The following is a 25,157-nucleotide window of genomic DNA, read 5'->3' on the forward strand; positions in this document are numbered from 1 at the left end:
TTGACGGTGGAAATCATTGAATTTCCTCTCATCGATCGGTCGCTGACGTAAATTACGATACCGACTTTCCATGGAGCAGCCTAGATGAATCATGCATCCATGGATATGCATAATTCACGGCCGCGCCGAATTCGGTGGAGAAATTTCCGCCATAGCGGGCGGACCGGGCCCCGGCGAACCGGGAAATGCCCTGAGTCAGCCCGCGGCCCGCTCGGGTGCGGCCGGCTCGGGCACGCTCTCCGGCCCCCCGACCGGCTCGTCGGGCCGCCGCAGGACGGCGAGCGCGATGATCACGCCGACGACCAGCAGCGCGGCACTCAGGTTCAGACCGAGGGCGTACCCGTCGTTGAGGGCCATCGGCGTGACGGAGTGGCCGGAGCGGTGCTCGGCCGCGGTGCCGAGGGCGGCGAGCCCCAGCGAGGCTCCGATCTGCCGGGAGCTGTTGAGCAGGCCGGAGGCGGTGCCGGTCTCCGCGGGCGCGACGCCGACGGTGGCGGTGGACACGAGCGGTCCGAGGCAGAGGCCGAAACCCACGCTTGCGGCGATCGACGGCCCGAGAACGTCGGTGAGGAAGCCGCCGTCGGGGCGGATGAGGCCGAACCAGGCGAACCCGAGCGCGGTGAGCAGGCCGCCGAGGACCATCAGGGTGCGGGGGGCCACCTTGTAGCCGAGCTTGATCGCGAGCACGGAACCGACGACCACGCCGAGGGCGAACGGCAGGAACATCAGTCCGGTTTCGGCGGCCCCCTTGCCGAGGACCCGCTGCAGGTAGAGCGACATGAAGTAGAACGCCGAGGCCATCGCCGCCCCCACCAGCAGGTTGTAGCTGTTGGCGCCCGCCACCGACCGGTTGGCGAACAGGCCGAGCCGGACCAGCGGTTCGCGGGCGGTGGTCCGCTCGACCCAGACGAAGGCGGCGAGCAGCACCACGGAGACCGCCAGGGTGCTCAGGGTGATCGTCGAGGTCCAGCCGTGCTGATCGGTGCGCACGACACCGAAGACCAGCAGGCCCAGGCCACCCGTCGCCAGGACGGCGCCGAGCACGTCGGGACGCCCGGCGCGCCCGGTCGGCCGGGTGTCGACGATGCCGCGCCAGGCCATGGCCAGGGCCACGGTGGCCATCGGCACGTTGACGAACATCACCCAGCGCCAGCCGGCGTACTCGGTGAGCAGACCACCGGCCAGGACGCCCAGGGCGCCACCGGCGGCGTTCATCGCGCTCCACGCCCCGAACGCCTTCACCCGGGCCTTGCCCGTCGGGAATGTCGCGGTCAGCAGTGCCAGCGCGGCCGGGGCGAGCGCGGCGGCCCCGATGCCCTGCGCGGCACGGGCGCCGACCAGCTGGCCGGGCGCCTGGGCGAAGCCGCCGAGCAGCGAGGCGAGACCGAACAGGCCCAGCCCGAACAGCAGGACCCGCTTGCGGCCGTAGCGGTCGGCTGCTTTGCCCCCCAGCAGCAGCAGCCCGCCGAAGGTCAGCGCGTAGGCATGGATCACCCAGGTCAGGCCGACGGCGCTGAAGCCGAGGCCGGCGGCGATCTCGGGGAGACCGACGTTCACGACCGACAGGTCCAGCGACACCATGAACTGCACGACGGCCACCGCGGCGAGCGTGAGCCCTGGACGGGCGACGGGACTTCCCGTCGCGTTCTCCTTCGTCCCGTTCATCATCGTGGACTCCCTTCCCCTGGAGAGCGCTGCTACTTTAGGAACACGTTCCGAAAGTAGCAGCGAGGAGCCCCTGCTGTGAACTCGAAAGCCGGAGACCGACCGGTTTCACCGCCCCGCACAGCCACCCGGCATGATGGAGGGATGCCCGAACCGTCCGCCCCCCTCGCGTCGCACGGCCGCACCGGCCGGCCACCGGTGACCTCCCGTACGCAGATCCTGTCGGCGGCCCGCCGGCTCATCGACCGGGACGGCTGGGAGAAGCTGACCATCCGCCGCCTCGCCGCCGAGTTGGGCATCGGCGCGACGACGCTGTACCACCACATCCAGAACAAGGAGGACCTCCTGGTCCTCCTGCTCAACCACTACATCGACCAGCTCGAGCGCCCGGACCTGCCGAGCGACCCGCCGGAGCGCATCGTCACGGCCGCCACGGCGATGCACGACGCTCTCGCGGGCTGGCCGTGGGCGGCGGAGATCCTCACCGTCGACGGGTTCGTCGGCCTCCTCGACGAATCCGCGCTGTGGATGGTCGAAGCCATCCTGTCCGGAGCCGGCGACCGAGGATGCTCGCCCGAGCAGGCCGTGGAGGTCTTCCGCAGCATCTGGTACTACACCGTCGGAGAAATCCTCGTCCGCGCCCACTCCGACGGCCGGCAGGACGGCGACGAGCGGACCCTCGCCCGCCAGACCCCCTTCAGCAGCCTCGACGCGTCCCAGGTGCCGTGCCTGGCCGCCGTCGGCGGCCGATGGGCAGCACTTGCCGCGCGAGACACCTACCGCCGAGGACTCCGCGCGTTCGTCGACGGCCTGCTGGCACAAGCGTCCGTCCCGTGTCCAACAAGGAGATCAGCCAACCCCCGCTGATCTCATGGCGTTCAGCCGGCTTCCGGACAGCCCCGAAGTCCTGCATGCGCACGGCGGCCCTGGAACTCGCGCCCGCCCATAGCCGCCGGCGCAGTGCGGGGCCGTCAATCCGGCGGCGGATCCGACAACCGTGGGAGAGGTGTCACATGACTGACACAGCAGTGGAGCTTGCGCGGAGACCTTCGCCTTGGAGGCCCTCGGACGCGTCTTCGTGAGCTCGCTGCGGACCTGGGCGCAGGCCGGATCGGACGCGGTGGAAGGCATCCCGTCTGGTACCTCTTCGACGGCCGGGACTTCCGTTCGCGGACGTCGAGTTCGCCGAGGCGTTCGGATCCAGTGGGAGGCCGGGCTGGTCACCGGGCCAGCTGAGGCCGGCCAGATGTGGGCCGAGCGAGTTCCCTCACTCGGCCGCGTCGTTGAGCGCCCGTTCCTTGGCCTGCCGATAGCGCGCGATGGTCTCCCGGTTCTGCGCGGTGAGCAGTTTCCGCTCGACCTTCCGCTGGACGTCCGCGACGGCCTCGGCCAACCCGGTGTCCATCTGGCACCGGGCGTCGGCGTTCGCGGCCTCGATCTCGTCACGGCCCAGTGCCCGCAATTCCTCTTCGTCTTCTGCCGCTGCGGGCAGGCGGGCGTTGAGCGGCGCGCGGGCGGCTTGAAGGTCCGCTGCCGGATGCCCGGATTTCGTCATGCAGGCGGACCAGCGCCGGAGCGCCTTACGGTAGGTCGGCTGTTCCTCGACCGTGGCGAGCACCATACTCGCCAGCTTCATGGTGAGCGGCTCGAGCGTGTTCCACTTCGGCCCGTACACTTCCGCGTTCGCTCGGGCGATGCAGCCGTCCGTGGAGTACTCAACGTCGGTCCCGCCCGGGAGCTGCAGCGTCACCCGGTGCTCCGCGGTTCCGGTCAGGGCTTGCTGCCAGGCCTTCGTACGTGGCTTGTCGGTAGGGGGCGGCGTGGACCGCAGGTGGAGGTATTCGCCGACGATGCCGTAACCGTCCGCCGCCGCTCGCTGCGGGGTGAGCAGTCCGTACGGGTTCGTCTCCGCGCCGCGCGCGGAGGCGATCGCGGGCTGCACCGTGTATGCCTGGCCACGGGCGGTCATGCAGGCGGCGACGGCACGCTCCTCGCGGTCATGCAGGCGTACGGAGTCGACGTGGCTGAACGCGGTGGCTCCCGAAAGCGGGCGGACATCAGGGCCTGCGGGCTCGCGGCCGGGCTCCTCGGAGGAGGAGCAACCGACTGCGGCCAGCGCGGTGATCAGCGCCAGGTCAAGGAGCCGCCCGCTGTATCGGCTCAGCACCAGCGGTTGGAGGCGACGTTGTCCTTCCACGGGCTGTACAGGGGGGAGTACGCGTGGCCCCGCTGGGCCAGGGCTTCCGAACCCGTGTAGTTCAGACCGGAGTAGACGCGGACGTCGCAGTTGTTGCCGTTGTTGTACAGCGACTCGGCATTGTTGAACTTGTTGTACTGCAGCAGATTGGTGTTGTTGCCGTAGACCGTCCCGGGGTCACCCGCGCCGCCGGTGCCCAGGTACGCGCACAGCGCCCCGGACGGGCAGTCGGAATACGCCGCGTTGGCGGGGCCGGCGGTCACCAGCGCGGTGGCAGCCAGCGCCACAGCGCCAAGGACGACACCGGCCTTGGGAAGTATCTGTTTCATACTCTGTCCTTCGGTTGGTGGCCGCTCTGCTGAGCGGCCACGATGGGAAAGGCAGCGTCAAGGTGGTCTCCATCTGCCCCGCAGGGTGTGGCAGTCGGGCTTCCCTCCACGCATGTGCCGCCGCCACGTTCCCGCCCGCTCGGCGCGAGCACCGTGAGAGACATCCATGCCACCCTGGAGGACCACACGGCCAAGGTTTTCAGCGAACAGCGACCCCATGTACGAGAAAACCAGTCATAGTTCGACGAAATCCGAACGGGATGGCCGGCTTCGATACATCGCCTGGTGAACCTGGCGAACCTGATCAACATCGCACTGGATACTCACTCACACGGGTGACGCACTCGACAACATCACTGACGCTTGTGGCTGGGGACGATCCTGCTCGCCTATTCGGTCACGCGGCGAGGGAGAGGTCGAGTCGGGCGAGGTGGCTGACCCGGGTGCGGTCGAGCGGGTGGCCGTTCCACCAGGCATCGGGGCGTATGAGGTTGAGCGCAGCGGCGGAGAAGACGTGCTCCAGATGAGTCTTCTGGAAACCGAAGCAGCGGGCACGTCTCATCCCGACGACCGCGACGGCCTGGTGGATGATTCCCTCGATGCCCGCGCGGGTTGCGTACTTGGCTCGCCACTGCTCATCGTCCTGCTGGAGGCGGGCATGGTCGAGGGCTTCTTGCACCTCGCGGGGTTGCAGGCAAAGGCGGCGGGAGAGCAAAGGCCTCCCGCCCGACAGACTGCGGCTGGCCTCCCCCTACGACACCGACGCGCTCTGCGGCCTCAAACAGGGCTCCTGGTGGACCGGCTACGTCCCCTCCAATCCGCTGGGGGGACAGGTCCCCCTCCCTTCTGATGGATTGGCGGTCGTCTCCGACGACCTCGATGCGGGCGCCGGGTTGCTCGGCGCCTACTGGGCAGCCTTCGGTATCGGAGCCGTCATCGGCGCCCTCGCCCTGGGCGCGGCCAAAAGACTTCCTCTGTGGCCGGCCATGCTCGGCATCTGACGATCTCGTTCCTGATGACCTGTGGGAGCGTGTTGAGCCCTTGCTGCCCGCACCACCGGCGCGCAGGCACCGATCCCCCGGACGAGTGCGCACTCCCGACCGGGTGGCACTGGCGGGCATCGTGTATGTCCTGCGCAAGGGAGTGGCCTGGAGAGACGTGCCCGTCACGCTGATCGGATGCTCAGGAGTCACCAGCCGGCGACGCTTGCGCGATTGGACCCAGGCCGGTGTCTGGCCGCGCCTGCATCAAGTACTCCTGACCGAGCAACGGACCGCAGGAAAGCCGGAGATGGACGACTGCGCGATCGACGGTTCACACATCAGAGCGTTGAAAGGAGGGAGAGATGGCGGGCCATCGCCGGTTGACCGCGCCCGCCCAGGCTCCAAGCACCACGTGATCGTTGACCGGCACGGTACCCCGCCGGCCGTCTCCCTGACCGGAGGGAACCGTCACGACGTGACGGAATCGATCCCGCTGCTGTACGCAATTCCGCCGATACCCGTACTGCACGGACGGCCCCGCAGCAGGCCCGAGCGCCTGTTCGCCGACCGCGGCTACGACTTCGACTTCGACAAGTACCGTCGGCTGCTACGGAAACGCGGGATCAAACCCGTAATCGCCCGGCGCGGCGCCCCGCACGGTTCTGGTCTCGGACGCACCAGGTGAGTGGTCGAGCGCACCTTCGCCTGGCTCCACCAGTTCAAGAGGCTCCGCATCCGCTACGAACGCCGAGCGGACCTCCACCAGGGTCTACTCGAACTCGCCTGCTCGATCATCTGCCTCCGCCGACTCCGGAAGGCATTCTGAAACGATCAGTCAGTGATCAAGCTTCCAGCAGAGTCCTCGCACGCTCCGCGAGCAAGGGCAGCAAGCGCTCTCGCCACGTGTCCAGAGAGATCATTCCGCTGGACGTGCCGCCGTGGGCGTATTGCGCCCGGTACACGAAAGACTGCCGCTCCTCGGCGAGGTCCAAGCCTACGAGCTCTCTGAACGCCGTGTGCAGACGACTGACGACTTCATCGACCGATGTCGGGGCGTCGGCATCGGACAAGTGACCACGAAGAGCGCGCCAGAGGTAGGGGTCGCCACGCAGGCCCCAGTGTGCGGGCTCGGGATCGAAGAGGTCGGCGATGGTCACGGCCGCCGGGGTGCGGGCTGTCCAGGGTTCGCCCGACGGCTCGTGAACGCCGTCGGCAGTGATTCGAAGTACCGGCGACGAGTCGTGGTCCATCTTGCCTATGGCCTCGACGTTCAGTTCCATCCCGCGGAGCGCGATGATGAAGATTCCGCCGGCTGTCCGAATCCAGTACGCGGGCGGATCGAGCTCGGTGAGAACCTCGAGCTGGGGCAGGCGCACACAGTACGGGGCGGTCTTGTCGTACCTGGTGATCAGGGCGTACAAGTTGCGCTGCAGGTCGGCGAGGACGTCGCCGGGAACATGGTGCTTGACCTCGGGCTCCAGGATGCGGGCGAGATGGTGATGCCCGCGTGCGGCTGCGATATCGGCGGGCCGCTCTCCCGCGCTGTTGCGCAAGGTGCGCCACGCCCCGTACTCGAGGAGGCCTTGCACGATGCCGGTGGGGGCTCCATGCCACGCGGCCTGGTGGAGCGGCGCGTACCGCTTCTTGCCGTCCGGACGCACGGCGTTGACCCAGCTGCGCTGGTCCCTGGAACTCAGGATGGTCAAGACGCGTTGCCAGTTGCCGTCGCGGCCGGCGTCGGCCAGCTCATCGCGCCGTGCCACTTCGTGCGGGTTGCCGACGGCCCGGGTCATACGACCGTCCCACTGTGCGATGTTTTCGAGCCCATAGCGCATGCGGACGAGTGTATGGCTGGTGATCACCCTCGCAGGGGCTGCCGAGAGGCGACCGTAGGAGGTGCTCCAGAGACGTTCGACGTGGTCTTCAGCTCACTGTCCAGTCGGCTTGGCTCTCGCTGGTGGGATCAAGCGACATGATCGTCCTCCCACGTCATGATCCTGGACGTTCGATGTTCGTGGCCCTGCCCGTCAGCCGGTCTCCGATCAACCGGCCTCCGAGTCCAAACTGCTGATGGGGGTGCACCATCGGCAATGGGAGTCGGTGCGGGAGTCGGTGCGGGAGTTGATGAGGTCTCGTGTTCGGACACGGGGGCGCTGCAGGACGCTGGCGTGGTCGAGATCGTTGTCATGGAAGCAGCTGACGGCATGCATGAAGTGAGTACGTAGAGGGCAGCGGCTTGATCGGTGGGGGCCTGCGTGCCGATGGCCGAAGCAGCGGGGTTGATCAGTCCGTCGCGCCACGAGCAGTTGGATCCCGGGAGCAGAGGGCAGGTGACCGCGCGGATCTGCAGGGGGCCGCACATGCGGGTGCGGAACCATTCGAGCTCGATACGACAGTAGTTCAGCGAGTGCCTTGCGGGTCGGGCATCGTGGTAGCGGCTGAAGCGTTCTACCAAGACGGCGACTGCGTGCGGCGCCACCCCCTCGCACGGGAGCGGCGCCCGGCGCGGTTCACGCCCGGTGGACCTCCAGGGCGGCGCGCACGGCGGACTCCAGCGCTCCCTCGATCCACGCCGGTTTCACGGAGCTGTGGTCGCCCGCGAAGTGCAGCGGCCCCTCGGGGGCCGGGATGGACGTGAGCAGCTCCGTGTGCTGGCCGGGCAGCAGGACGGACGCCTTGCCGTAGGCGTACGGGTCGCGCATTCAGCTCTGGGTGCGGCCCGCGCCGGTGTAGAAGACCTCGATCCGCTGGCCGTACACCTCCTGGAGCCCGCACAGGGCGTGCGGGTAGCGGGCCTCGTCGTCCAGGGAGTCCCAGCGCAGGGCGTCGTCCGCCCAGCTGTAAGACGCCAGGACCACCCCGCCGGCGCTGCCGGGCACCGGGTGGGACGGCTGGTACATGAACCGGTTGGCGTTGTCCGAGACCGAGCCGCCACCGACGACGTCGACCGCGGCCGGCTGGTCGCGGTCAACGGCGCGGTTCGCAGCGTAGTGGGTGCGCTGGCCCGCGGTGATGTGGCCGGACGGGTGGGCGCCGAGCAGGCTGCCGTCGCCCGGGGTCCGTCCGGCGCGGTAGGCGTCGTGCAGCCCTGGGTCGATGCGAGCCAGCTCCCGCTTCCAGTCGGCGTCGTCGAACTCCCACCAGCGGCGGCTGAACTCCAACAGCACCTTGGTCGCGCAGTCGTAGTGCAGCTCGGTGACCGCCCGGCGCTTGGTGTACGACATCGGCGGGCTGACCCGCACGTGCCGCAGACCGGAGAAGGGCACGGTCACCACCGCCGCGTCCGCCGTGAACTGCTCGCGCACGACCGGGCCGCCCCGTCCCTCGGAGACGGCGTCCACCCACACGTGGGGTCCCCGGGCGCGTACGTGCCGGGTGTCGCTGCCGGCCCGGTCTGGGTCGGGGTCGGGGTCGGGGTCGTAGTACTCGATCCGGGTCACCCGCCGGTCGAACCGCACGGTGTCGCGGACCTTGGCCAGCAGCGCGTCGGGCAGGACGGCGGTGCCGCCCTCCAGCTCCCAGAACGCGGTGTCCGGACTGATCAGGGAGGACCCGGTGAAGCTGTGCACGAAGGACAGCGGCAGCCGTGAGGTGAGGTTCTCGACGGTGCCGATCAGGTCGACCGTCCGCTCGTCCAGGCCCGCGTGCTCGGTCAGGAAGCGGAACATCGACCGGTCGCCGAAGCGCTGGATCACCCTGGCCCAGCCCTGGATGCGTGCGGGCAGCGGCTTGTCGGTGCGCTTGCCGTCCGGACCGAGCGTGCTGAACTCGTCGCGCACCGGGTCGAGGACCGAGCGCAGGATGGCCGCGGCCGGGGTGTCCCAGTGAGCGCGCGGGACTCGGAAGGAGCGGTTGATGCGCCGGGGGCGCGGGCGTAGTCGGCGCGGCGCATGCGCACGCCGTTGACGTGATCCAGGTGTGCGCGGCGGGCCGTCCGTGGCCGTCCACGTCGACGTAGTGGAACGGCTGCTTCTTCAGGCCCAGTTGGCCGATGAGGTCCATCACCGGCGGGTGGCTGTCGGGCAGCCGCATCGCGCCGGCCTCGGCGTACTGGCGTGGGTCGGCGAAGGGCTGCGCCGCCTTCTCCTGGCCGCCGCGGCGGAACGTCTTGATGCGCCCGCCCACCCGGTTGCCGTTGGCCTCCAGGACGCTCACGTGGTGTCCGGCGCGCTGGAGCGGCCAGGCCGTGACGAGGCCGGCCGGGCCCGCCCCGATGACGAGGACCTTCTTGGCCCTGGCCGTCCGGGTGCGGGGCAGGCCGTCCTTGAGCACACGCCGGTAACCGGGGACGAGGGGTCGGCCGTCGTCGACGACGAGCAGGGCCCGGGCGACGCGAGGCAGCGGTCGAAGTCCGCGCCGCGCGCGGCGGACAGGGCCGCCGCCGGGGCGGGATTACGCGGGGGCGACTGTGCGGGCAGGGCCGCCGCGCTGCCGGCGCTGAGGAAGGCGGCCACGGCGGTCGTGCCCGCGGCCGTCGTGAGCGTACGTCTGGTCAGGCCGCCGTGGTCGGCGTCAGCCTGGTGATGCTCGGTCATGCCGCAAGTTCTACGGGCCCGCCGGACCGGTTCGCTCCGGGTTGTGGTGACTTGACACGGGCGAGGGAAAGCCCCCGTTCAAACCGGTGCGTGACCGGGTGCGCGGGGGCACGCGGGGGCGGACGCCTGCCCCCGATTACGGCGAAGGGATGAATCGCTCCCCGGTGCCGCCCGGCGCGCGAGGCCGGGACAGGACACTGCCCCCCCCACAGACCTGTGCGCGGAGGGGGAACACAGTGGAACAGCGGCCCGGAACGGGTGCCCGAGCGCGGTACTGGTTCGACACGAGCCTGACGCGCGGCACCTCGGCCCTGGTGGGCTGGCTGGTGCTGGTCTGCCTGGCCGTCGTCCTCCCCGCGAGCGCGGCGCTGGTGTGGACGAGCGGACACGCCCCCGCCACCCTCTCCGGGAAGGTGGCGGCGATCTGGCGCCTGACCGGGGAGACGATGCGGCTGGGCGGCACCACGGGCAGTCCGGCCCGGGTGGCGCTGTCGGTGCTGCTGGCCCTGGTCGCCCTGGTGTACGTCTCGACCCTCGTCGGTCTCATCACGACCGGGCTCACCGAGCGGCTCATCGCCCTGCGGCGCGGCCGCTCCAAGCTCCTGGAGCGCGGCCACGTGGTGGTCCTGGGCTGGTCGGAACAGGTCTTCACAGTGGTGAGCGAACTGGTCGCGGCGGGCGCCAATCAGCGGCGTTCGGCCGTGGCGATTCTGGCCGACCGGGACAAGACGGCTATGGAGGAGTCCCTGCAGAGCAAAGTGGGCCCGACCGGCCGGACCCGGCTGATCTGCCGGAGCGGTCCCTCGGCCGACCCGTCCGTGCTGGCGCTGACCAGTCCGGCCACCGCCGACTCGGTGATCGTGCTGCCGCCCACCCGTCCCTGGCCGGCCGGGAGTTCGGCGAGGCGCTGCTTGCCTACAGCAACGCCAGCGCGGTCGGGCTGATCCGCGGCGGGGTGCCCTGGCTGAACCCGCCCGCGCGGACGGTGCTCGAACCCGACGACCAACTCCTCGTCATCGCCGCCGACGACGACACCGCCGAGCTCGCCGACTGCGTGCCGCTGGTCGACGAGCGGTCCGTGGCAGGCCCCCGGCCGTCGGACGCCCGGCCGGAGCGGCTGCTGGTGCTGGGCTGGAACCGCCGCGCACCCCTCGTCCTGCGGGAGTGGGGCCGCAACGCACCCCCGGGTTCGGTGGCCGACGTGGCGGCGGACGAGGACGAGGCCGTGGTGCGGGCCGCCTGCGACGACGACAGTGACGGCGAAGGCGCCGACTGGACCTGTGTGGCCCTCAGGGACGACACCACCCGCCCGGACACCCTGGCCGGCCTGAACCTCGGCTCCTACGACAGCGTCATCGTGCTCGGCCAGGAGCCACGGGCCGGTGTGCCCCTCGATGAGCCGGACACCCGCACGCTCGTCACCCTGCTCGTCCTGCGCCACCTCGAACGGCGCACCGGCCGGGAGCTGCCGGTGGTCACCGAGCTCACCGACGACGGCAACCGGCCCCTCGCCCCGCTCGGCCCCGGAGCGGACGTGATCATCAGCGGCCAGCTCATCGGGCTGCTGATGGCACAGATCTCCCAGAACCATCACCTGGCGGACGTGTTCGACGAACTGTTCTCGGCCAGCGGCACGCAGATCCACCTGCGGTCGGCCGCCGACTACGTCGTGACCGGCCACGAGACGTCCTTCGCCACGGTCGTCGCGGCGGCACGCGCCCGGGGCGAGTGCGCCGTCGGCTACCGCAGCCACGCCGACGCCCGCCGGGCCCCCGGGTACGGGCTGCGCCTCAATCCGCCCAAGGCGGACCGTCGGCGCTGGTTCGACGGCGACGAGGTGGTCGTCATCGCCGGGGAGGGATGGCGGGGTGCCGTCAGGAGCGGCGGACTCCCGCTTCCTCGCCGTACTCCCCGAGGATGATCACATCGAAGGCGGCGCCCGCGAAGACGCGTGTCGCCCGCAGGGTGTCGCCGAGGCGGTGGTGGCTGCCGGACGTCGACAGGGCCGTGGCACCGAGCGGACGGCCCGGTGCCGGGGCGTGGGTGATGGTCCAGAGCATGCTGTGGGGGGCGGACGTGCGCGAGCAGCTCGGCGCCGACGGTCATGTCGCCAACCTCGCCCGATACGTCCAAGACCGGCGAGGTCACCGCCAAGGACAGCGGAGAACAAGAAGCGTTACGGCGATGGTCACGGTCGGCGAGGAACTCGACAAGGCGGTGCAGGGCGCGTTCACGCGTCCCATCCGCCTCGCACACGAAGTCCGCACGCGATGGCAGCCGCAGATCCGTGCCAGGACGAAGCAGGCCGCGGCCACCACGAGCGGCATCATGATCGAGCAGCCGGAACGCGCCGACTCGCACGTGCCTCGGCCGCTCGGAGCCGGTGCTCTCCAACAGCCGGTCGGCAGGCAGTTCCTTGACAAAGGGCAGCAGGGCGGCGACCGTCTCGCGGACGACACCGGCGGCAGGGTCGTCGAGGAGCGGCCGCAACTGGTCCACATCCGCGCAGTCCAGTGCCCGCAGTCCTGCCACCACTAGCGCCCGCACCCCCGCCGCCAAGTGCACGAGCAGCGGCCGCAGCAGCCCGGCGTCTGCGCGGTTCCCGCACTCGGCCAGCCCGATGACCGCACCGGGCGGCAACTCGCGGGCGTCCGATGCCGTGCACCGCTCCCGGTACCAGGCCGCCGGGTCATCACCCTGCTGCCGTACGACATATCGTGCACAAGCATGCACCAGCGCGGAACGGTCGATGAGGAACGGCTCCGCCCGCTCCGACCGTCCCGCCCGCCGCAGCGCGGTGACACCGGCCGAACGGGTACGCGGATTGCGCGCGGACAGCAGCGGCGGCAGCAGCTCGTCGTAGGCATCCTCGTCCCCCAAAGCCGTGAGCGCCGCTGTCGCGCACAGGTCCTGAACCATGGTGTCCTCGTGCCGGGCGGCCGCGCGGGCCAGGTCAGCGGGACGGAGCAGTCGGCCTTCGACGGCCGTCCAGCATGCCGCCTCTTTCAACTCCCTTGGCACTGCGGGCATTACGTCCCCAGCGCGCGAAGGGTGCCTGCGGAAGGAACTCGCACCTGGTCGGTGCCCGGCAAGGTCGACGCCCTCGATGGCGTCAGCCGCTGCGGTACGGAGCGGCCCAGTGCCACGTGGGGCGACCTCGCTTCGGTAGTCCCCTGAGCCGGTCCCCGTCCCGTCTCCCGGCCCTCTCCGCCGCGTCGGATACGTCCTGCTTGCTTTGCGGGCTCACCCCGACCTAATATCGTCATCGTGACGATAATCGCCCAGTGGCCCCCGCTCCCTGCAGGCATTGCCCCCAGGGGCTTCGAGTCCCTCCACAGACTCGAAGCGCACAAGTACGTGGCCCGCGGTCCAGCCGTCCATCTCAATGCGCTGCCCGCGGCCGTTCCGGGCCGTGGGGCCCACGGCCACGTTGGGATCGACGACGGCCTCAGCACGGAGAAGTGATCATGTTCGAAATGCCGGTAAATCCCTTTGAGTTCTCCGAAGATGCGCTGAGCCGAATATCTGCCGATGACTCATGGGCTCCGATCGAATTGGAGATCCCAAAGGCCAACGCCAAGGTGATTCGCCATTTCCTCACTCCGGCTGAAGTGGGGACATTCGCGACCGAACTGGCCGCCCAGCGCTTTGCCCCGGTGGGCCGAGACGGCATTGCCGCCAACTACGCAGAGGGAGATCCGGTCGCCCATCTCCGCGCAACGGCCGAATCCACGTCCCTGGCGGCAGAATTCTACCGCAGGCTGCGGACGCTTCTATCGCTCGAAGTGGGATCGGACGATCCGACGGATTCGGACGGTAGGCCCTGGAGGCCGGCGGCCGTCAATCCGCGTATGCGCTTCATCACTTACGAACACGGCGGATTCATTGTCCCGCACTACGATTCGCCCTATGTCGCCCCCGATGGAAAGCGCACTCTCCTGACGATGGTCGTCTACCTGTCGTATGAGGCCGTGGGCGGAGAAACGCGGTTCATCGCCGATAAACAGAACGATCTTCCCTTTGCGCAACGTGACTTCTCTGACTGGCCGCGACTCGCGAAGCCTGAGGAAGTATTGAGTGCCCACCGACCCGAACCGGGTGATGCGCTCCTCTTCTGGCATCGGACGCTTCACGACTCGGCCCCGCTTCTTGAGGGTACGAAAACAATACTCAGAACCGACGTGCTCTACGAGCCCGTAGATGTGCCTTGAGCAGCGGTAAGGCCACCGTCGTGTTGCCCCTCACCCCGGAGACCGGCGTCCGGCGTCCCGCGTCCGGCGTCCGGCGTCCGGCGTCCGGCACGCCATGATCGCCCACCTCCGGGCCGGGCGGCATCGTGCCCTGCCCACGGTCGGGCATCGAATCCACTCGCATCGAACGGCAGGGAGAGCAGCATGACCAACGGGTGGATTAACACCGACTGGGTGGAGACGGTGTCTCGGGACGGCCTGCACCTGATGCTGACGCGCTTGGAGGTGAGAGTTCCCACGTCTGAGGGTCGCAAGTTCATCACCTGTGGTCTGGCCCGGAAGACGTACGTGGTGAAAGACGGTACTGCCTGTCAGGTTTCGTCCTACGCACTCGGCCGCGACCTGGGCAGCCCGGACAACTACGACTTCGAGATCGTTTCTGCGACGGGGGGCCCTCCGATCCGGAGGCTCTTCAACAGGGACGGCGTACCGGCCGAGAAACTCGAGGGCGCTCTGTTCGACGCGCATGAAGGGCTTGACGATGGCGAGTACATCGTCCGGATCGCGGCAGGAATGACGACCAGCTGGGACAGCGGGACAGGACAGAGCATCGAGCTCCCTGTCCCGTGCCACGAGCTCGCATTCGTCGTGGTGGGATCCTCACCGCAGGAGGTGCGCGCGAGTACCGGCGGCCCGTGGGCGGCGCGGCCCCCCGTGGAGATCCCCGTGGTCGATTGGCGCGATCAGCCCACGGCGGAGGCGGCATGGGAGGCCTACCTGAACGGGAACGGCATCAGTCCGGATGCCTACGGGATCTTCTCCCCGCAGCATCTGATGAGGAATCAACGGGATACCGCTCTGGAGATTCTCCGGAGCGAGGGCTACGCCATACCGCGAACCCCGGAACCCGCCGAGAGGCCTGGGACCTGGCTGGGCCACTGGGGTGGAGCATGGATGCCGGCCGATGTGCTTGCGGCCCTTCACACCGTGCCGGACGACACCGCGCAACGTGCGTGGTATCAGGGAGCGAAGAAGTCCCTGGACATCGCATGGGATATGCACCTCGTGTGGACCACCGACGTGTTCTGACCGGGCCCGCGCTCCGTCCATGACCACCATGGCGGGCCGTCGGCAGTCACCCGGCACCGAGGTGCCGAGTACCGGCCGCGGCCCGGTCCGCCTCCGGCCCGACTGCCGGTCGCGGCCCGGGCGAGGATGTACGGCAGCACCAGAAACCAGAAGGTGCGCCCGCGAGGTTGCTCCAGCGCGGCATCCGCCACCGCATCGCCCGCAGGGGAATCGAGTCCGCGCAGCGGCTCGGACGCCACCGCTGGACCATAGAACTACCCTCTACGTCGTGCGCAACACGCCGAACAAGATCACCGTGCTCCACCTCGACGACAGCGGCACCAAGGGCACGGTCATCGCCGAGGTGAGCGACCCCCGATTCGACACCCCGACCACCCTCGCCCGCCACGGCGACCGGCTGTACGTCACCAACGCACACTTCTACTCGGCGGACCCGGCGAACACCGACTACGCCATCACCGCCATCCCCGACCCCGCCCGACGGTGAGCATGTGACGCGGTGACGCTGCGAGCGGATACGGACCTGCCTCCGCCATCCAGGTCCGTATCCGCGAGCTGGGCTTTCCCGGGGTGGCGGCGTGCTCCTCGGAGCAAACCGGACAGCTTCGGTGCTCGACGGCATCGGTCGCGGCGGATGTTTTTGCCGTTCGGTGGCGCCAACTCACTTTCTGACGACCTCGGGCCGGTCAACGAAGGGTTCCTGATCGACCGTGAGCCGGGCGTCACGGCCCTGGCCGGGCCGGTGCGGTCGCAGATCAGGCGGATCAGCTGCACCATGCGGCCCAGTCGGAGACGGCTTTCCACGAGGCACGGCGGACTCCGCCTGTGGGCAGCCCGTCCACGACGCCTCACCGAACTCCCCACGGGCCGACGGGGACGGCCGCTTCGTCCCAGTCACCGGTGTCCCCGGTCTCCGTCACATGACCCCGCCACTGCTCACCGGCGCGCCTGGCCTTCTCCACGGCGCGTCGGCCGCCGAAGTCCCGCGCCGGCCGCCGAGGTGCGCCACCGGCCACTCCGCCCGGTCCCGGAGCAGTACGACGGCGGCCCGGGCCGTCGACGCGAAGGCGGGCGCGGCCCTGCGCACGCTGCCGGGTACCCGCCGCGCCGCGGTCCGACCCGGCAAAGGCAGAAGGAACCGAGCCGCGCCGTCGCGGCACCGGGGCCGGTCGCGGGTCGGGGTTTCCCGCCGAGCGCGAGCCGGCCGCCGCGACGTCCTGGCACCGGCGTGTCCCGCACTCCGGAACGGTGACTGGCATGTTTCGCCGGTTGTCCCGTCTGCTGGCCTGGCACCCGCCGCTCCCCCTACGAGTGGTCCCGTCCAGGTACAGCGCCACGAGGCCCTTCCCCCCACATGATCCCGGAGGTGCACAGGCCGTGCCGCAAGAGTCCACAGCGCTGCCGCTAGGCGGATTCACCCTTGACCGCACCCTGCCCGAGCCCCTCTACCAGCAGCTCTACGAACGGCTCAAGGACTCGATCTGCAGCGGACAACTCCGTCCCGGCGTCCGGCTGCCCGCCACCCGGACGCTCGCCCAGGAACTCCGGGTCTCCAGGAACACCGTGCTGGTCGCCTACGAACGGCTCGTGACGGAACGGTTCGCCACCGGGCAGGTGGGGTCGGGGACCCATGTGGCCGTCCACCACGGCGAGGGACGACGTAGCAGCGCGAGAACGTCGAAGGTCACCCGATTGCCGACTCCGCCCGAGGAGCGGGGCCGAACGTCGCAGCTCTCCGGCACCGCGCAGCTGATGCTCCAGGCCACCCGCGCGTTCGACGAGCGGCAGCGGACATCGCCCACCGCCGTCGCCCAGCCCTTCGTCCTCGGTGTACCGGCGCTGGACCTCTTCCCCGGCAAGCAGTGGTCCCGCGTCGTCTCACGCCGTGCCGCCCGGCTGCCGAACTCCCTGCTGCACGCGCAGGACCCGGTCGGATACTGGCCCCTGCGCAAGGAGGTGGCCACCTATCTGGGCCTGGCCCGGGGGGTGTCCTGCACGGCGGAACAGGTGGTGATCACGAACAGCACGCGGACCATCACCCATTTGCTGGCCCGCGTCCTGCTGGAGCCCGGTGACGAGGTGATGGTCGAGAACCCGGGGTTTCCCGGTGCCAGGACCGCGCTCGTGGCGGCCGGTGTCGTGCCCTGCCCGGTGGACGTGGATCACGAAGGGCTGTGCATCTCCTCGGGAGAGAGTCGTCACCCCTCGGCGCGGATGGCTCTGGTGACCCCCAACCACCAGTTCCCGACAGGCTGCCTCATGTCGGAGTTCAGACGCGGTGAGCTGCTCGACTGGGCGGTGCGGTCCGACGGCTGGGTGATCGAGGACGACTACGACGGGGAATTCACCTCGGGCAGTCCGTTCCCGCCGCTCCAACACATGGACACCGCGGGCCGGGTCATCTATCTGGGCACCCTCAACAAGGCACTGTTCCCCGCACTGCGGCTCGCCTACGCGGTGGTCCCGCCGGATCTCGTCGACATCGTCGCCGCCGCCCAGCACTCCGCGTACGGCGCGCCGCCCGTGCTCGAACAGGCGGCCGTGCACGACTTCATGGCGGAGCACCACTTCGCCCGCCACATCCGCCGGATGCGCCAGGCCTACCGGGAGCGGCGGGAGGGATGCGTCCGTGCCCTGCGCGACCAGTTCGGCAGCATGGTGCGTGTCATGTCGGCGACGACCGCGGGCACCCATCTCGTCGCCGGGTTCCCCCCTGGTACGAACGAGCGGCTGCTGTCCCGGCTCAGCAGCCATGCCGGGGCGACCGTCTACCCGCTCTCCTCCTACTACTCCACCGGGACGGCCCCCGTTCCGGCGCTCGTCCTCGGCTTCGGCGCCACCCCGCCCGAGCAGGCGGTCCTCGGCGTGCGCGGGATCGCGGCCGCGTTCGAGCGGTCCGCCTGCGCGGACGGGCCGGGGCACGGCCTCGACGGGTAGACGGCCGGGCCGGGCATGGAGCGGGGACGGCGCGGCGGTGAGCGGCGTCCGGTCGGCCGCCCGTCCGTCCACTCGTCGGTTCGGTCGTCGGTTCGGTCCTCGGTTCGGTCGTTCGGTCATACGGGGCTCCCCGTAGGCGTCGGCGTGGTCGCGGCGGGGCCGAGGGCGGGGAGCCCTTCACCGAGCAGTGCGGCCACGGTGTCCGCGCAGCTGCCGCAGCCGCTGCCGGCACGGGTGCGGTGGCGTACCGCCGCCAGGGTCGCGCAGCCGTCGCGGACGGCGGAGCGGACCGTGCAGGCCGGGACGTCGTGGCAGTGGCAGATCACCGTCTCGTCCGGGAGCGGTCCGACGGCCGACGGCCGGTCCGGCGGCACGCCGGGGACGACGAGTTCCTCGACGGGGGCGGGCAACGGCAGGCCGCCGGCCACGAGGGGGCGCAGTGTCGTGTAGCCGGAGGTGTCCCCCACGAACGTCCCTCCGAGCAGGCGCCCCTCGCCCGAGACGCGGAGGCTGCGGTACACCCCGGCCCGGGTGTCGAGGTGGGTGGCCTCGTACGCGCCGGGCGCCGCTTCCTCCGGCCGGTCGCCGAGGGAGGCGACCTCCACGCCGAGCAGCTTCAGCCGGGTCGCCGCGTCCCAGCCGGTGTAGGTCCGTGTGCCGCCGGTCAGCCGGTCGGCGACCACCTGTGCCATCGCGTTGCCGGGGGCCAGCAGTCCGTGAGCGTGTCCGTCGTGGGGGAGCGCGCAGTCCCCGACGGCGTAGATGTGCTCGTCCCGCGTGCGGCACGTCTCGTCGACGACGACGCCGCCGCGCTCCCCCACGGCCAGTCCGCAGGACCGGGCGAGTTCGTCGCGGGGGCGGACCCCCGCCGCGAACACGACCACGTCGGCTCCGACGCCGAGGGGCGGTGCGCCGTCGGGCGGCTGGAGCCGTACGCCGGTGGCCCGGTCGCACGCGTCGGTCTCGACGGCGGTGAGTCGGGTGCCCGTGTGGACGGTGATCCCCAGGTTCTCGATGTGGCGGCGGAGCGTCCAGCCCGCGTACTCGTCCAGTTGACGGGGCATCAGCCAGGGGGAGAACTCGACGACATGGACCGTCAGTCCGAGGGTCCTCAGCGCGCCCGCCGCTTCCAGGCCCAGCAGCCCGCCGCCGATCACCACGCCCGAGCCCGCGGCACCCGCGGTGTCGCAGTGCGCCCGGATGGCCCGTACGTCGGCGGCCGTCCGGTAGGTGAAGCAGCCTGTGGCAGCGGATCCGGGTACGGGCGGGACGAGGGGGCGGGCTCCGGTGGCGAGGATCAGGGCGTCGTAGGCGAGGACGCGGCCGGCGGCCGTGGTCACCCGGCGTCGGCGGCGGTCGATGGCGACGGCCGGGTCCCCGAGGCGGGTGCGGATGCCCGTGCCGTCACCCGGGCCGGGGCCGCCGAGGAGCAGGCCGGCGGGTCCGGTGCGCCGGAACAAGTGGTCCGCCGGGCCGGTCTCGCGGAGGTACCGGGACAGCTGGATGCGGTCGTAGGCCGGGACGTACTCCTCGGCGACCACTGTGACCGGGCGGTCCCGCAGGGCGCCTCGGGCGTCGAGGGCCGTCAGGAGGGTGTGGCCCACCATGCCGTGGCCGACCAGGACCAGGCGGTCGCTCATCCGTCTCCTCCCAGTGCCGAGACCAGGTGGAGGCGGTCCGGTGGCAGGGGCCGGGTCGCCTCGTAGGCCCGGCGGACGGTGTCGACGGTGGCGAGATCGCCGAGCAGGATGCCGCCGACGACGCGGTCGTCCCGGATGACGATCTTCTTGTAGACGTGTCGCCGGTCGTCCGATATCGAGAGGACATCGGTCCCGGCCCCGCCGGGGAGGACGGCTCCGGTGCCGGTGGTGGCCTCGCCGAACACCGCCAGGTCGACGTCCCCGGCGATGAGCCGGGTGAGGGCGCGGCTTCCCGTGAAGCGTGCGTGCCGGTCGTGCCCCGACAGTCTCGCCGCGAGGACTTCGGCCTGCCGCCAGGCCGGCACGGCCGTGTCGTGCACGACCCCGCGGTGCTCCGCGCAGTCCCCGATGGCGTACACCCGCGGATCGGCGACGCTGGCCAGCGTGTCGTCGACCCTCACCCCCGCGCCGACCGGGAGCCCCGCCGCACGCGCGAGCCCGACGCACGGCCGGGTCCCGGAGGCGGCCACGACGAAGTCCGCGCCGACGGTGTCGCCGTCACCGAGCAGGATCCCTGGGTTTCCGGGGCCGCGGACCGAACCCGTCGCGGGGGTTCCCGTGCGTACCGTGACGCCCGCGTCCTCCAGGAGAGCGCGGACCAGCGCTCCGGCCCTGCCGTCCAGCCTGCGGTGGAGCAGGTGGGGGCCCCGGTGGACGAGCGTCACCGGGTGGGCGCGGGCGGCGAGGCCGAGGGCGGCCTCCACGCCCAGGAGACCGCCTCCGACGACGACCGCGCGGGTTCGGGTGCCGACGTGGTCGGCGATGAGCCGCCGGCAGTCGTCGAGGGTGTGGAGACGGTGTTCGCCCGAGGCCCGACGGAACCGTGGCCAGGGGTCGCGGGGCCGGCTGCCGGTTGCCAGGACCAGCGCGTCGTAGGGGTGTTCGGTGCCGGTGGAGTCGACGACCGTGCGGGTGGCGCGGCGCACGGCTACGACCCGGACGCCGGTTCGCAGGTCGATGCCCGGCGGCAGGGGCAGGGCCGTGTCCTCGGGACGGTGGTGGCCGGCGAGGACGCCGGTCAGGAGTGTGCGGTTGTGGGCAGGGTGGTGTTCACCGTCGAGGACGGTGATCCGGACGTCGGGGTTCAGCGCCGCCAGTCGTCCGACGAAACGCGCTCCCGCCATACCGCAGCCGACCACGAGAACACGGTGCGCGGTGCCGTCTTCCCTTCCCATGCGTACCTCCAGGAAGCGATGATCACAGGGCTTGTACGGCGGTCGCCGCACCCGGCCGTCCCGGCGGGTGGGTACGGGGCGGGGCCACCGGTGCGACGTGGACGGCACACACCTTGAACTCGGGCATGCGGGAGACCGGGTCGAGCGCGGGGTTGGTGACGGTGTTGGCCCGTCCCGGCCCGGACCAGTGGAAGGGCATGAACACCACGTCGGGGCGGATGTCCGTGCTCAGTCTGGCGGGGGCGACGGCCCTCCCCCGTCTGCTGGTCACCGTCACCGGCTCGCCGTCCGTCACCCCGAGCCGACCGGCCGTCGTGGGGTGGATCTCGACGTACGGCTCCGGCGCGGCGGCTCTCGACGCGGCCACCCGGCGGGTCTGCGCCCCGCTCTGGTAGTGGGCCAGCACCCGCCCGGTGACCAGGTGCAGGGGGTACCGCTCGTCGGTGGTCTCGGCCGTCGGCCGGTGGTGGACGGGCACCATGCGGGCCCGTCCGTCGGGTGTCGCGAAGGAGTCAAGGAACAGGCGGGGCGTTCCGCGGTGGCCGGGGGCCGGGCACGGCCAGAACACCCCGTTCTCGGCGCTGATCCGTTCGTAGCTGATGCCCGCGTAGTCGGCCCGGCCGCCGGCCGAGGCGGCCCGCAGTTCGTCGAAGACGAGGCGTGGGTCGGCGGGGAAGCCCTCGGTGCGGCCCAGCCGTGCGGCGAGAGCGGAGAGAATCTGCAGATCGGTGCGCACCCGGGCGGGCGGCTCGACGGCCTTGCGGCGCAGGATCACCCTGCCCTCCAGGTTGGTCAGGGTGCCGGTCTCCTCGGCCCACTGGGCCGACGGCAGGACGACATCGGCGAGTTCGGCCGTCTCGGACCGTACGACGTCCGCGACCACCAGCAGGTCCAGGGCGCGCAGCCGGCGTTCCACATGGCCGGCGTTCGGGGCCGACACGACCGGGTTGGAACCCATGACGAGCAGGGCCCGGACCCCGTCGGGTGTACCGGCGGTGTCGAGCATCTCGTAGGCCGAGGTGCCGGGGCCGGGCAGTTCCTCGGGGGCGACGCCCCAGACACGGGCGACGTGTGCGAGGGCCGCGGGGTCGGTCAGGGAGCGGTAGCCGGGTAACTGGTCGGCCTTCTGGCCGTGTTCGCGCCCGCCCTGTCCGTTGCCCTGGCCGGTGAGGCAGCCGTATCCGCTGTACGGCCGGCCCGCCTTGCCCAGGGCCAGGCAGAGGTTGATCCAGCCGTGGACGGTGTCGGTGCCCTTGCTGTGCTGTTCGGTGCCCCGGGCGGTGAGCACCATGCCGGTGGGCGCCTGGGCGAACATCCGTACGGCCGCTCGTATCTGGTGGGCGGGTACGCCGGTGAGTCCTTCCGCGCGGGCCGGCCAGTACTCCATGGCGGTGGTCCGCACCGCCTCGAATCCGGTCGTGCGGGAGGCGACGAAGTCCTCGTCGACATGCCCCTCGGCCAGCGCGATGTGCAGCATGCCGAGGGCGAGGGCGAGGTCGGTGCCGGGCAGGGGGCGCAGGTGCAGGTCGGCCCGCGCGGCGGTGCGGGTGCGGCGCGGGTCCACCACGACGAGCCGCCCGCCCCGGTCGGCCAGCCGGGTGAAGTGACGCAGGGCGGGCGGCATGGTGTCGGCCGGGTTGGCGCCGACCAGCAGGACGCAGTCGGTCCCGGCGATGTCGGCGAGCGGGAACGGCAGCCCCCGGTCCAGGCCGAAGGCCCGGTTGACGGCGGCGGCCGCGGACGACATGCAGAACCGGCCGTTGTAGTCGATCGCCGAGGTGCGGAGCGCGACCCGGGCGAACTTGCCCAGCAGATACGCCTTCTCGTTGGTCAGTCCGCCGCCCCCGAAGACTCCGACGGCGTCGCTGCCGTGCGCGGTCTGCGTCGACCGGATGCCCGTGACCACGCGCCGGAGGGCCTCGTCCCAGGTGGCGGGCCGCAGCGGTGTGCCCCGGCCGTCGCGGACCAGTGGCGTGCCGAGCCGGCCGGCCGGGTCCAGCAGGTCGACGGCGTGCTGTCCCTTGCCGCACAGCGCGCCCTGGTTGACCGGGAACTCCGGCCACCCGGACACCGCGAGCGGTGCCGGTCCGTCCAGGTCGGGCCGTAACTCCGTCCCGCACTGCAGTGCGCAGTACGGGCAGTGCGTACGGACGGCACCGGCCCGCCCGGTCATCGGAGCCCGCCCTCCGCGGCGTGTGCCGGTGCCGGGCCGTCGGTCGTGGGCGCGCTGTCCTGGCCGGACGTGCCCGCGAGCAGCACCCGCAGTGATGTGGCCGCCTTCAGCAGCATCTCCTCGTACTCCTCGACGAGATCGGAGTCGAGCACGATGGCGCCGCCGGCGCCGGCGTGCAGGCCCTCCTTTGTGAGTACGGCGGTTCGGATGACGATGTTCAGATCGGCCGTGCCGTTGCAGGAGAGGAAGCCGATCGCGCCGGAGTAGACGCCGCGTGCCCGGGTCTCGAGGGAGTCGATGATGTCGAGGGTCCGCAGTTTCGGCGCGCCCGTCATCGAGCCGCCGGGGAAGCAGGCGCGGACGCAGTCCAGGGCGTCGGCGTCGGCACGGAGCCGCCCGCGGATGGTCGACACCAGCTGGTGCACGGTGGCGTAGGTCTCCGTGCGCATCAGCCGGGGAACGGTGACGCTGCCGACCTCGCACACCCGGCCGAGGTCGTTGCGGAGCAGGTCGACGATCATCAGGTTCTCGGCCCGGACCTTGGGACTCGTCGTCAGCTCCCGGCGCAGCCTGGCGTCCTCCGCCTCGTCCGCGCCGCGCCGGGCGGTGCCCTTGATGGGTTTGGTCTCGACCATGCCGTCGCGCGTGATGCGCAGGAAGCGCTCCGGCGAGGAGCAGGCGATCTCCATCCCGTCGAGGCGCAGATAGGCGGCGTAGGGGGCGGGGTTGGAGCGTCTGAGGTTCCGGTAGAAGCGCAGTCCGTCGGCGGGGCGGGGGGCCTGGACGGCGTTGGTCAGGCAGATCTCGTAGCTCTCCCCGGCGAGCAGCTCCTGTTTGCAGGTGGCTATGTCGGCCAGGTACTGGGCGCGGTCGCGCACCAGCGACGGTTCCAGCAGGGCGTTGTCGACGGCCTGCTGGTCGGGTACGGGGGTGGGCCGGGGGCGCGGCAGTGCGGCGAGCCCGGCGGCGGTCCTCTCCATCCAGACCGTCGCGTCGCGGTCGGAGCGTGGGCTGCCGTCGCTGAGGGCCAGCAGATAAGTGGCGCCCTGCTGGTGGTCGACCGCGATCAGCCGGTCGGAGAAGATCCAGAACGCGTCGGGGGTCGGTGAGGTGTGTGTGGTGGTGGCGCCGCAGTCGGCCTTCAGTTCGTAGCCGAAGTACCCGACGTAGCCGCAGGAGAAGTCGACGGGGAGTGCGGGGTTCTCGACGCGGCGGGCGCGCAACGCCGTCTGGAGGTAGTCGAAGACGGTGCCCTCGACGCGTTGGGGCTGCCCGCCCGCCGCCGTCACCTCGACGGCGCCGTCACCGACGCGGTAGCGGACGATCTCCGAGAGCGGGCCGGAGGCGTCGCCGAGGAACGAGAAGCGGGACAGCCGCGGGTCGATCAGGGAGCTGTCGAGCCAGAAGGCGTGCGAGGAGTCGGCGAAAAGCCGGGTGAACGCGGCCTCGGTGTCCACCGCCGACTCCATGATCCTGGTGTGCAGGCGGTAGGGGCGTGGCTCGACGTTCCGGGGTGTGGGCCGCGTGCCGGTCTTCACGGGTACCAGGTGGGATGCGGAGCGCGCCGGTGTACGTCGGCGCGCGCGACCGCGCTCGTGGTGGAACCGCTCGGTGAGATCGCGGAAGTTGCCGAGCAGTTCGTAGCCGAACTCCGTGGCGACGGACTCGGGGTGGAACTGTACGCCCCAGAGCGGGCGCGTCCGGTGCCGCAGGCCCATCAGCACCCCGTCCTCGGCCCACGCGGTCGGCTCCAGCTCCGGCGGCAGCGGCTCGCGCACACACAGCGAGTGGTAGCGCACGGCGGTGAAGTCCTGCGGGAGGCCGTGGAAGAGTTCGCGTCCGTCGTGGCGTACGGCGGTGAGGTGGCCGTGCCTGGCCGCGGGTGCCCGCTCGATCCGGGCGCCCGACCCGGCGGCGATGCCCTGGTGGCCCAGACACACGCCGAGAAGGGGCAGCCGGGCGGATTCGATGATCGGCGCGCAGGCGCCGAAGTCCTTGGGCCGGGTGGGATCGCCCGGCCCGGGAGAGATCACCACGTTGTCGAAGTCGTTCAGGTCGAGCGTGGCGCAGTCCGGTGAGTCGTTGTGCACGACCACGGGTTCGGCCCCGTTCACCTGCGCGATCAGCTGGAAGAGGTTGTAGGTGTACGAGTCGTAGTTGTCGACGAGCAGGGTTCGCATGGCG

At 70.9% G+C, this 25,157-nt stretch carries 19 protein-coding genes and 3 pseudogenes; 11 read left to right on the forward strand and 11 right to left on the reverse strand.

Annotated elements, in window-relative coordinates; genetic code table 11:
• Positions 1–195 precede the first annotated feature (195 nt).
• Positions 196–1,668, reverse strand: a complete 1,473-nt coding sequence (locus tag SCAB_RS00780; RefSeq protein WP_012998134.1) for an MFS transporter — start codon at positions 1,666–1,668, stop codon at positions 196–198.
• A gap of 141 nt (positions 1,669–1,809) precedes the next feature.
• Here SCAB_RS00780 and SCAB_RS00785 point away from each other — a divergent pair, with 141 nt between their 5' ends.
• The gene (locus tag SCAB_RS00785) at positions 1,810–2,532 is read left to right on the forward strand and encodes a TetR/AcrR family transcriptional regulator (protein ID WP_012998135.1); all 723 of its coding nucleotides are present in this window, start codon (positions 1,810–1,812) and stop codon (positions 2,530–2,532) included.
• A gap of 400 nt (positions 2,533–2,932) precedes the next feature.
• Here the strand turns inward: SCAB_RS00785 and SCAB_RS00790 are convergent, their stop codons facing one another.
• The 3 genes from SCAB_RS00790 to SCAB_RS00800 all read right to left on the reverse strand — a co-directional run bounded on the left by SCAB_RS00790 (position 2,933) and on the right by SCAB_RS00800 (position 4,906).
• A complete protein-coding gene (locus SCAB_RS00790) occupies positions 2,933–3,634 on the reverse strand; it encodes a hypothetical protein (protein WP_106437358.1) in 702 nt (233 codons plus the stop codon).
• A gap of 191 nt (positions 3,635–3,825) precedes the next feature.
• Positions 3,826–4,191 carry a peptidase inhibitor family I36 protein gene (locus SCAB_RS00795; protein ID WP_012998137.1) on the reverse strand — a complete coding sequence of 122 codons (366 nt, stop codon included), beginning with the start codon at positions 4,189–4,191 and terminating at the stop codon, positions 3,826–3,828.
• A 397-nt stretch (positions 4,192–4,588) separates the two neighbouring features.
• Positions 4,589–4,906 carry a transposase gene (locus SCAB_RS00800; protein WP_012998138.1) on the reverse strand — a complete coding sequence of 106 codons (318 nt, stop codon included), beginning with the start codon at positions 4,904–4,906 and terminating at the stop codon, positions 4,589–4,591.
• 139 nt (positions 4,907–5,045) lie between these two features.
• On the opposite strand from SCAB_RS00800, the gene SCAB_RS46135 reads away from it, so the two are divergent.
• Complete coding sequence (locus SCAB_RS46135) at positions 5,046–5,192, forward strand: hypothetical protein (protein WP_012998139.1); 147 nt, start codon at positions 5,046–5,048, stop codon at positions 5,190–5,192.
• Between the two features lie 19 nt (positions 5,193–5,211).
• Positions 5,212–6,000 (forward strand): annotated as a pseudogene (locus SCAB_RS44275) (IS5 family transposase).
• Positions 6,001–6,016: 16 nt separating this feature from the next.
• Here the strand turns inward: SCAB_RS44275 and SCAB_RS44280 are convergent.
• Both SCAB_RS44280 and SCAB_RS00825 read right to left on the reverse strand, forming a co-directional pair.
• A complete protein-coding gene (locus tag SCAB_RS44280; protein ID WP_012998140.1) occupies positions 6,017–7,009 on the reverse strand; it encodes an ankyrin repeat domain-containing protein in 993 nt (330 codons plus the stop codon).
• Positions 7,010–7,684: 675 nt separating this feature from the next.
• A pseudogene (locus SCAB_RS00825) lies at positions 7,685–9,709 on the reverse strand (FAD-dependent oxidoreductase).
• 236 nt (positions 9,710–9,945) lie between these two features.
• On the opposite strand from SCAB_RS00825, the gene SCAB_RS49330 reads away from it, so the two are divergent.
• The gene (locus SCAB_RS49330) at positions 9,946–10,653 is read left to right on the forward strand and encodes a hypothetical protein (RefSeq protein ID WP_012998141.1); all 708 of its coding nucleotides are present in this window, start codon (positions 9,946–9,948) and stop codon (positions 10,651–10,653) included.
• Positions 10,617–11,630 carry a hypothetical protein gene (locus SCAB_RS49335; RefSeq protein ID WP_408054979.1) on the forward strand — a complete coding sequence of 338 codons (1,014 nt, stop codon included), beginning with the start codon at positions 10,617–10,619 and terminating at the stop codon, positions 11,628–11,630. The genes SCAB_RS49330 and SCAB_RS49335 overlap by 37 nt, the downstream gene beginning before the upstream one ends.
• On the opposite strand, the gene SCAB_RS00835 is transcribed toward SCAB_RS49335, so the two are convergent.
• The gene (locus SCAB_RS00835) at positions 11,584–11,769 is read right to left on the reverse strand and encodes a hypothetical protein (protein ID WP_012998143.1); all 186 of its coding nucleotides are present in this window, start codon (positions 11,767–11,769) and stop codon (positions 11,584–11,586) included. The two genes, SCAB_RS49335 and SCAB_RS00835, sit on opposite strands and share 47 nt — an antisense overlap.
• 124 nt (positions 11,770–11,893) lie before the next feature.
• Between SCAB_RS00835 and SCAB_RS48170 the strand changes: the two genes are divergently transcribed.
• From SCAB_RS48170 to pdxR, 6 genes and pseudogenes are all read left to right on the forward strand, one after another.
• The gene (locus SCAB_RS48170) at positions 11,894–12,247 is read left to right on the forward strand and encodes a hypothetical protein (protein ID WP_049875637.1); all 354 of its coding nucleotides are present in this window, start codon (positions 11,894–11,896) and stop codon (positions 12,245–12,247) included.
• A 929-nt stretch (positions 12,248–13,176) separates the two neighbouring features.
• Positions 13,177–13,920, forward strand: coding sequence for a 2OG-Fe(II) oxygenase (locus SCAB_RS00845; RefSeq protein ID WP_231885213.1), 744 nt, complete (start codon positions 13,177–13,179; stop codon positions 13,918–13,920).
• A gap of 183 nt (positions 13,921–14,103) precedes the next feature.
• Positions 14,104–14,988 carry a hypothetical protein gene (locus SCAB_RS00850; RefSeq protein WP_012998145.1) on the forward strand — a complete coding sequence of 295 codons (885 nt, stop codon included), beginning with the start codon at positions 14,104–14,106 and terminating at the stop codon, positions 14,986–14,988.
• 167 nt (positions 14,989–15,155) lie between these two features.
• A pseudogene (locus tag SCAB_RS46140) lies at positions 15,156–15,242 on the forward strand (IS5/IS1182 family transposase); the annotation flags it as partial.
• A 14-nt stretch (positions 15,243–15,256) separates the two neighbouring features.
• Positions 15,257–15,475 carry a hypothetical protein gene (locus tag SCAB_RS46825; protein ID WP_012998146.1) on the forward strand — a complete coding sequence of 73 codons (219 nt, stop codon included), beginning with the start codon at positions 15,257–15,259 and terminating at the stop codon, positions 15,473–15,475.
• Positions 15,476–16,365: 890 nt separating this feature from the next.
• On the forward strand, positions 16,366–17,925 hold the full coding sequence (gene pdxR / locus SCAB_RS00860) for a MocR-like pyridoxine biosynthesis transcription factor PdxR (RefSeq protein ID WP_012998148.1): 1,560 nt from the start codon (positions 16,366–16,368) through the stop codon (positions 17,923–17,925).
• Positions 17,926–18,041: 116 nt separating this feature from the next.
• Here the strand turns inward: pdxR and SCAB_RS00865 are convergent, their stop codons facing one another.
• The 4 genes from SCAB_RS00865 to pabB are packed head-to-tail and all read right to left on the reverse strand — an operon-like array spanning position 18,042 to position 25,153.
• Positions 18,042–19,565 (reverse strand): FAD-dependent oxidoreductase, encoded by a 1,524-nt coding sequence (locus SCAB_RS00865; protein ID WP_012998149.1) that lies wholly within the window; start codon positions 19,563–19,565, stop codon positions 18,042–18,044.
• Positions 19,562–20,800, reverse strand: coding sequence for an NAD(P)/FAD-dependent oxidoreductase (locus SCAB_RS00870; protein WP_041670266.1), 1,239 nt, complete (start codon positions 20,798–20,800; stop codon positions 19,562–19,564). Before SCAB_RS00870 ends, SCAB_RS00865 begins: the two co-directional genes overlap by 4 nt.
• A 22-nt stretch (positions 20,801–20,822) precedes the next feature.
• Complete coding sequence (locus SCAB_RS00875; RefSeq protein WP_012998151.1) at positions 20,823–22,973, reverse strand: molybdopterin oxidoreductase family protein; 2,151 nt, start codon at positions 22,971–22,973, stop codon at positions 20,823–20,825.
• Positions 22,970–25,153, reverse strand: coding sequence for an aminodeoxychorismate synthase component I (pabB, locus tag SCAB_RS00880; protein ID WP_012998152.1), 2,184 nt, complete (start codon positions 25,151–25,153; stop codon positions 22,970–22,972). Before pabB ends, SCAB_RS00875 begins: the two co-directional genes overlap by 4 nt.
• Positions 25,154–25,157 lie beyond the last annotated feature (4 nt).

This window comes from Streptomyces scabiei 87.22, assembly GCF_000091305.1.
Classification (GTDB): domain Bacteria; phylum Actinomycetota; class Actinomycetes; order Streptomycetales; family Streptomycetaceae; genus Streptomyces; species Streptomyces scabiei.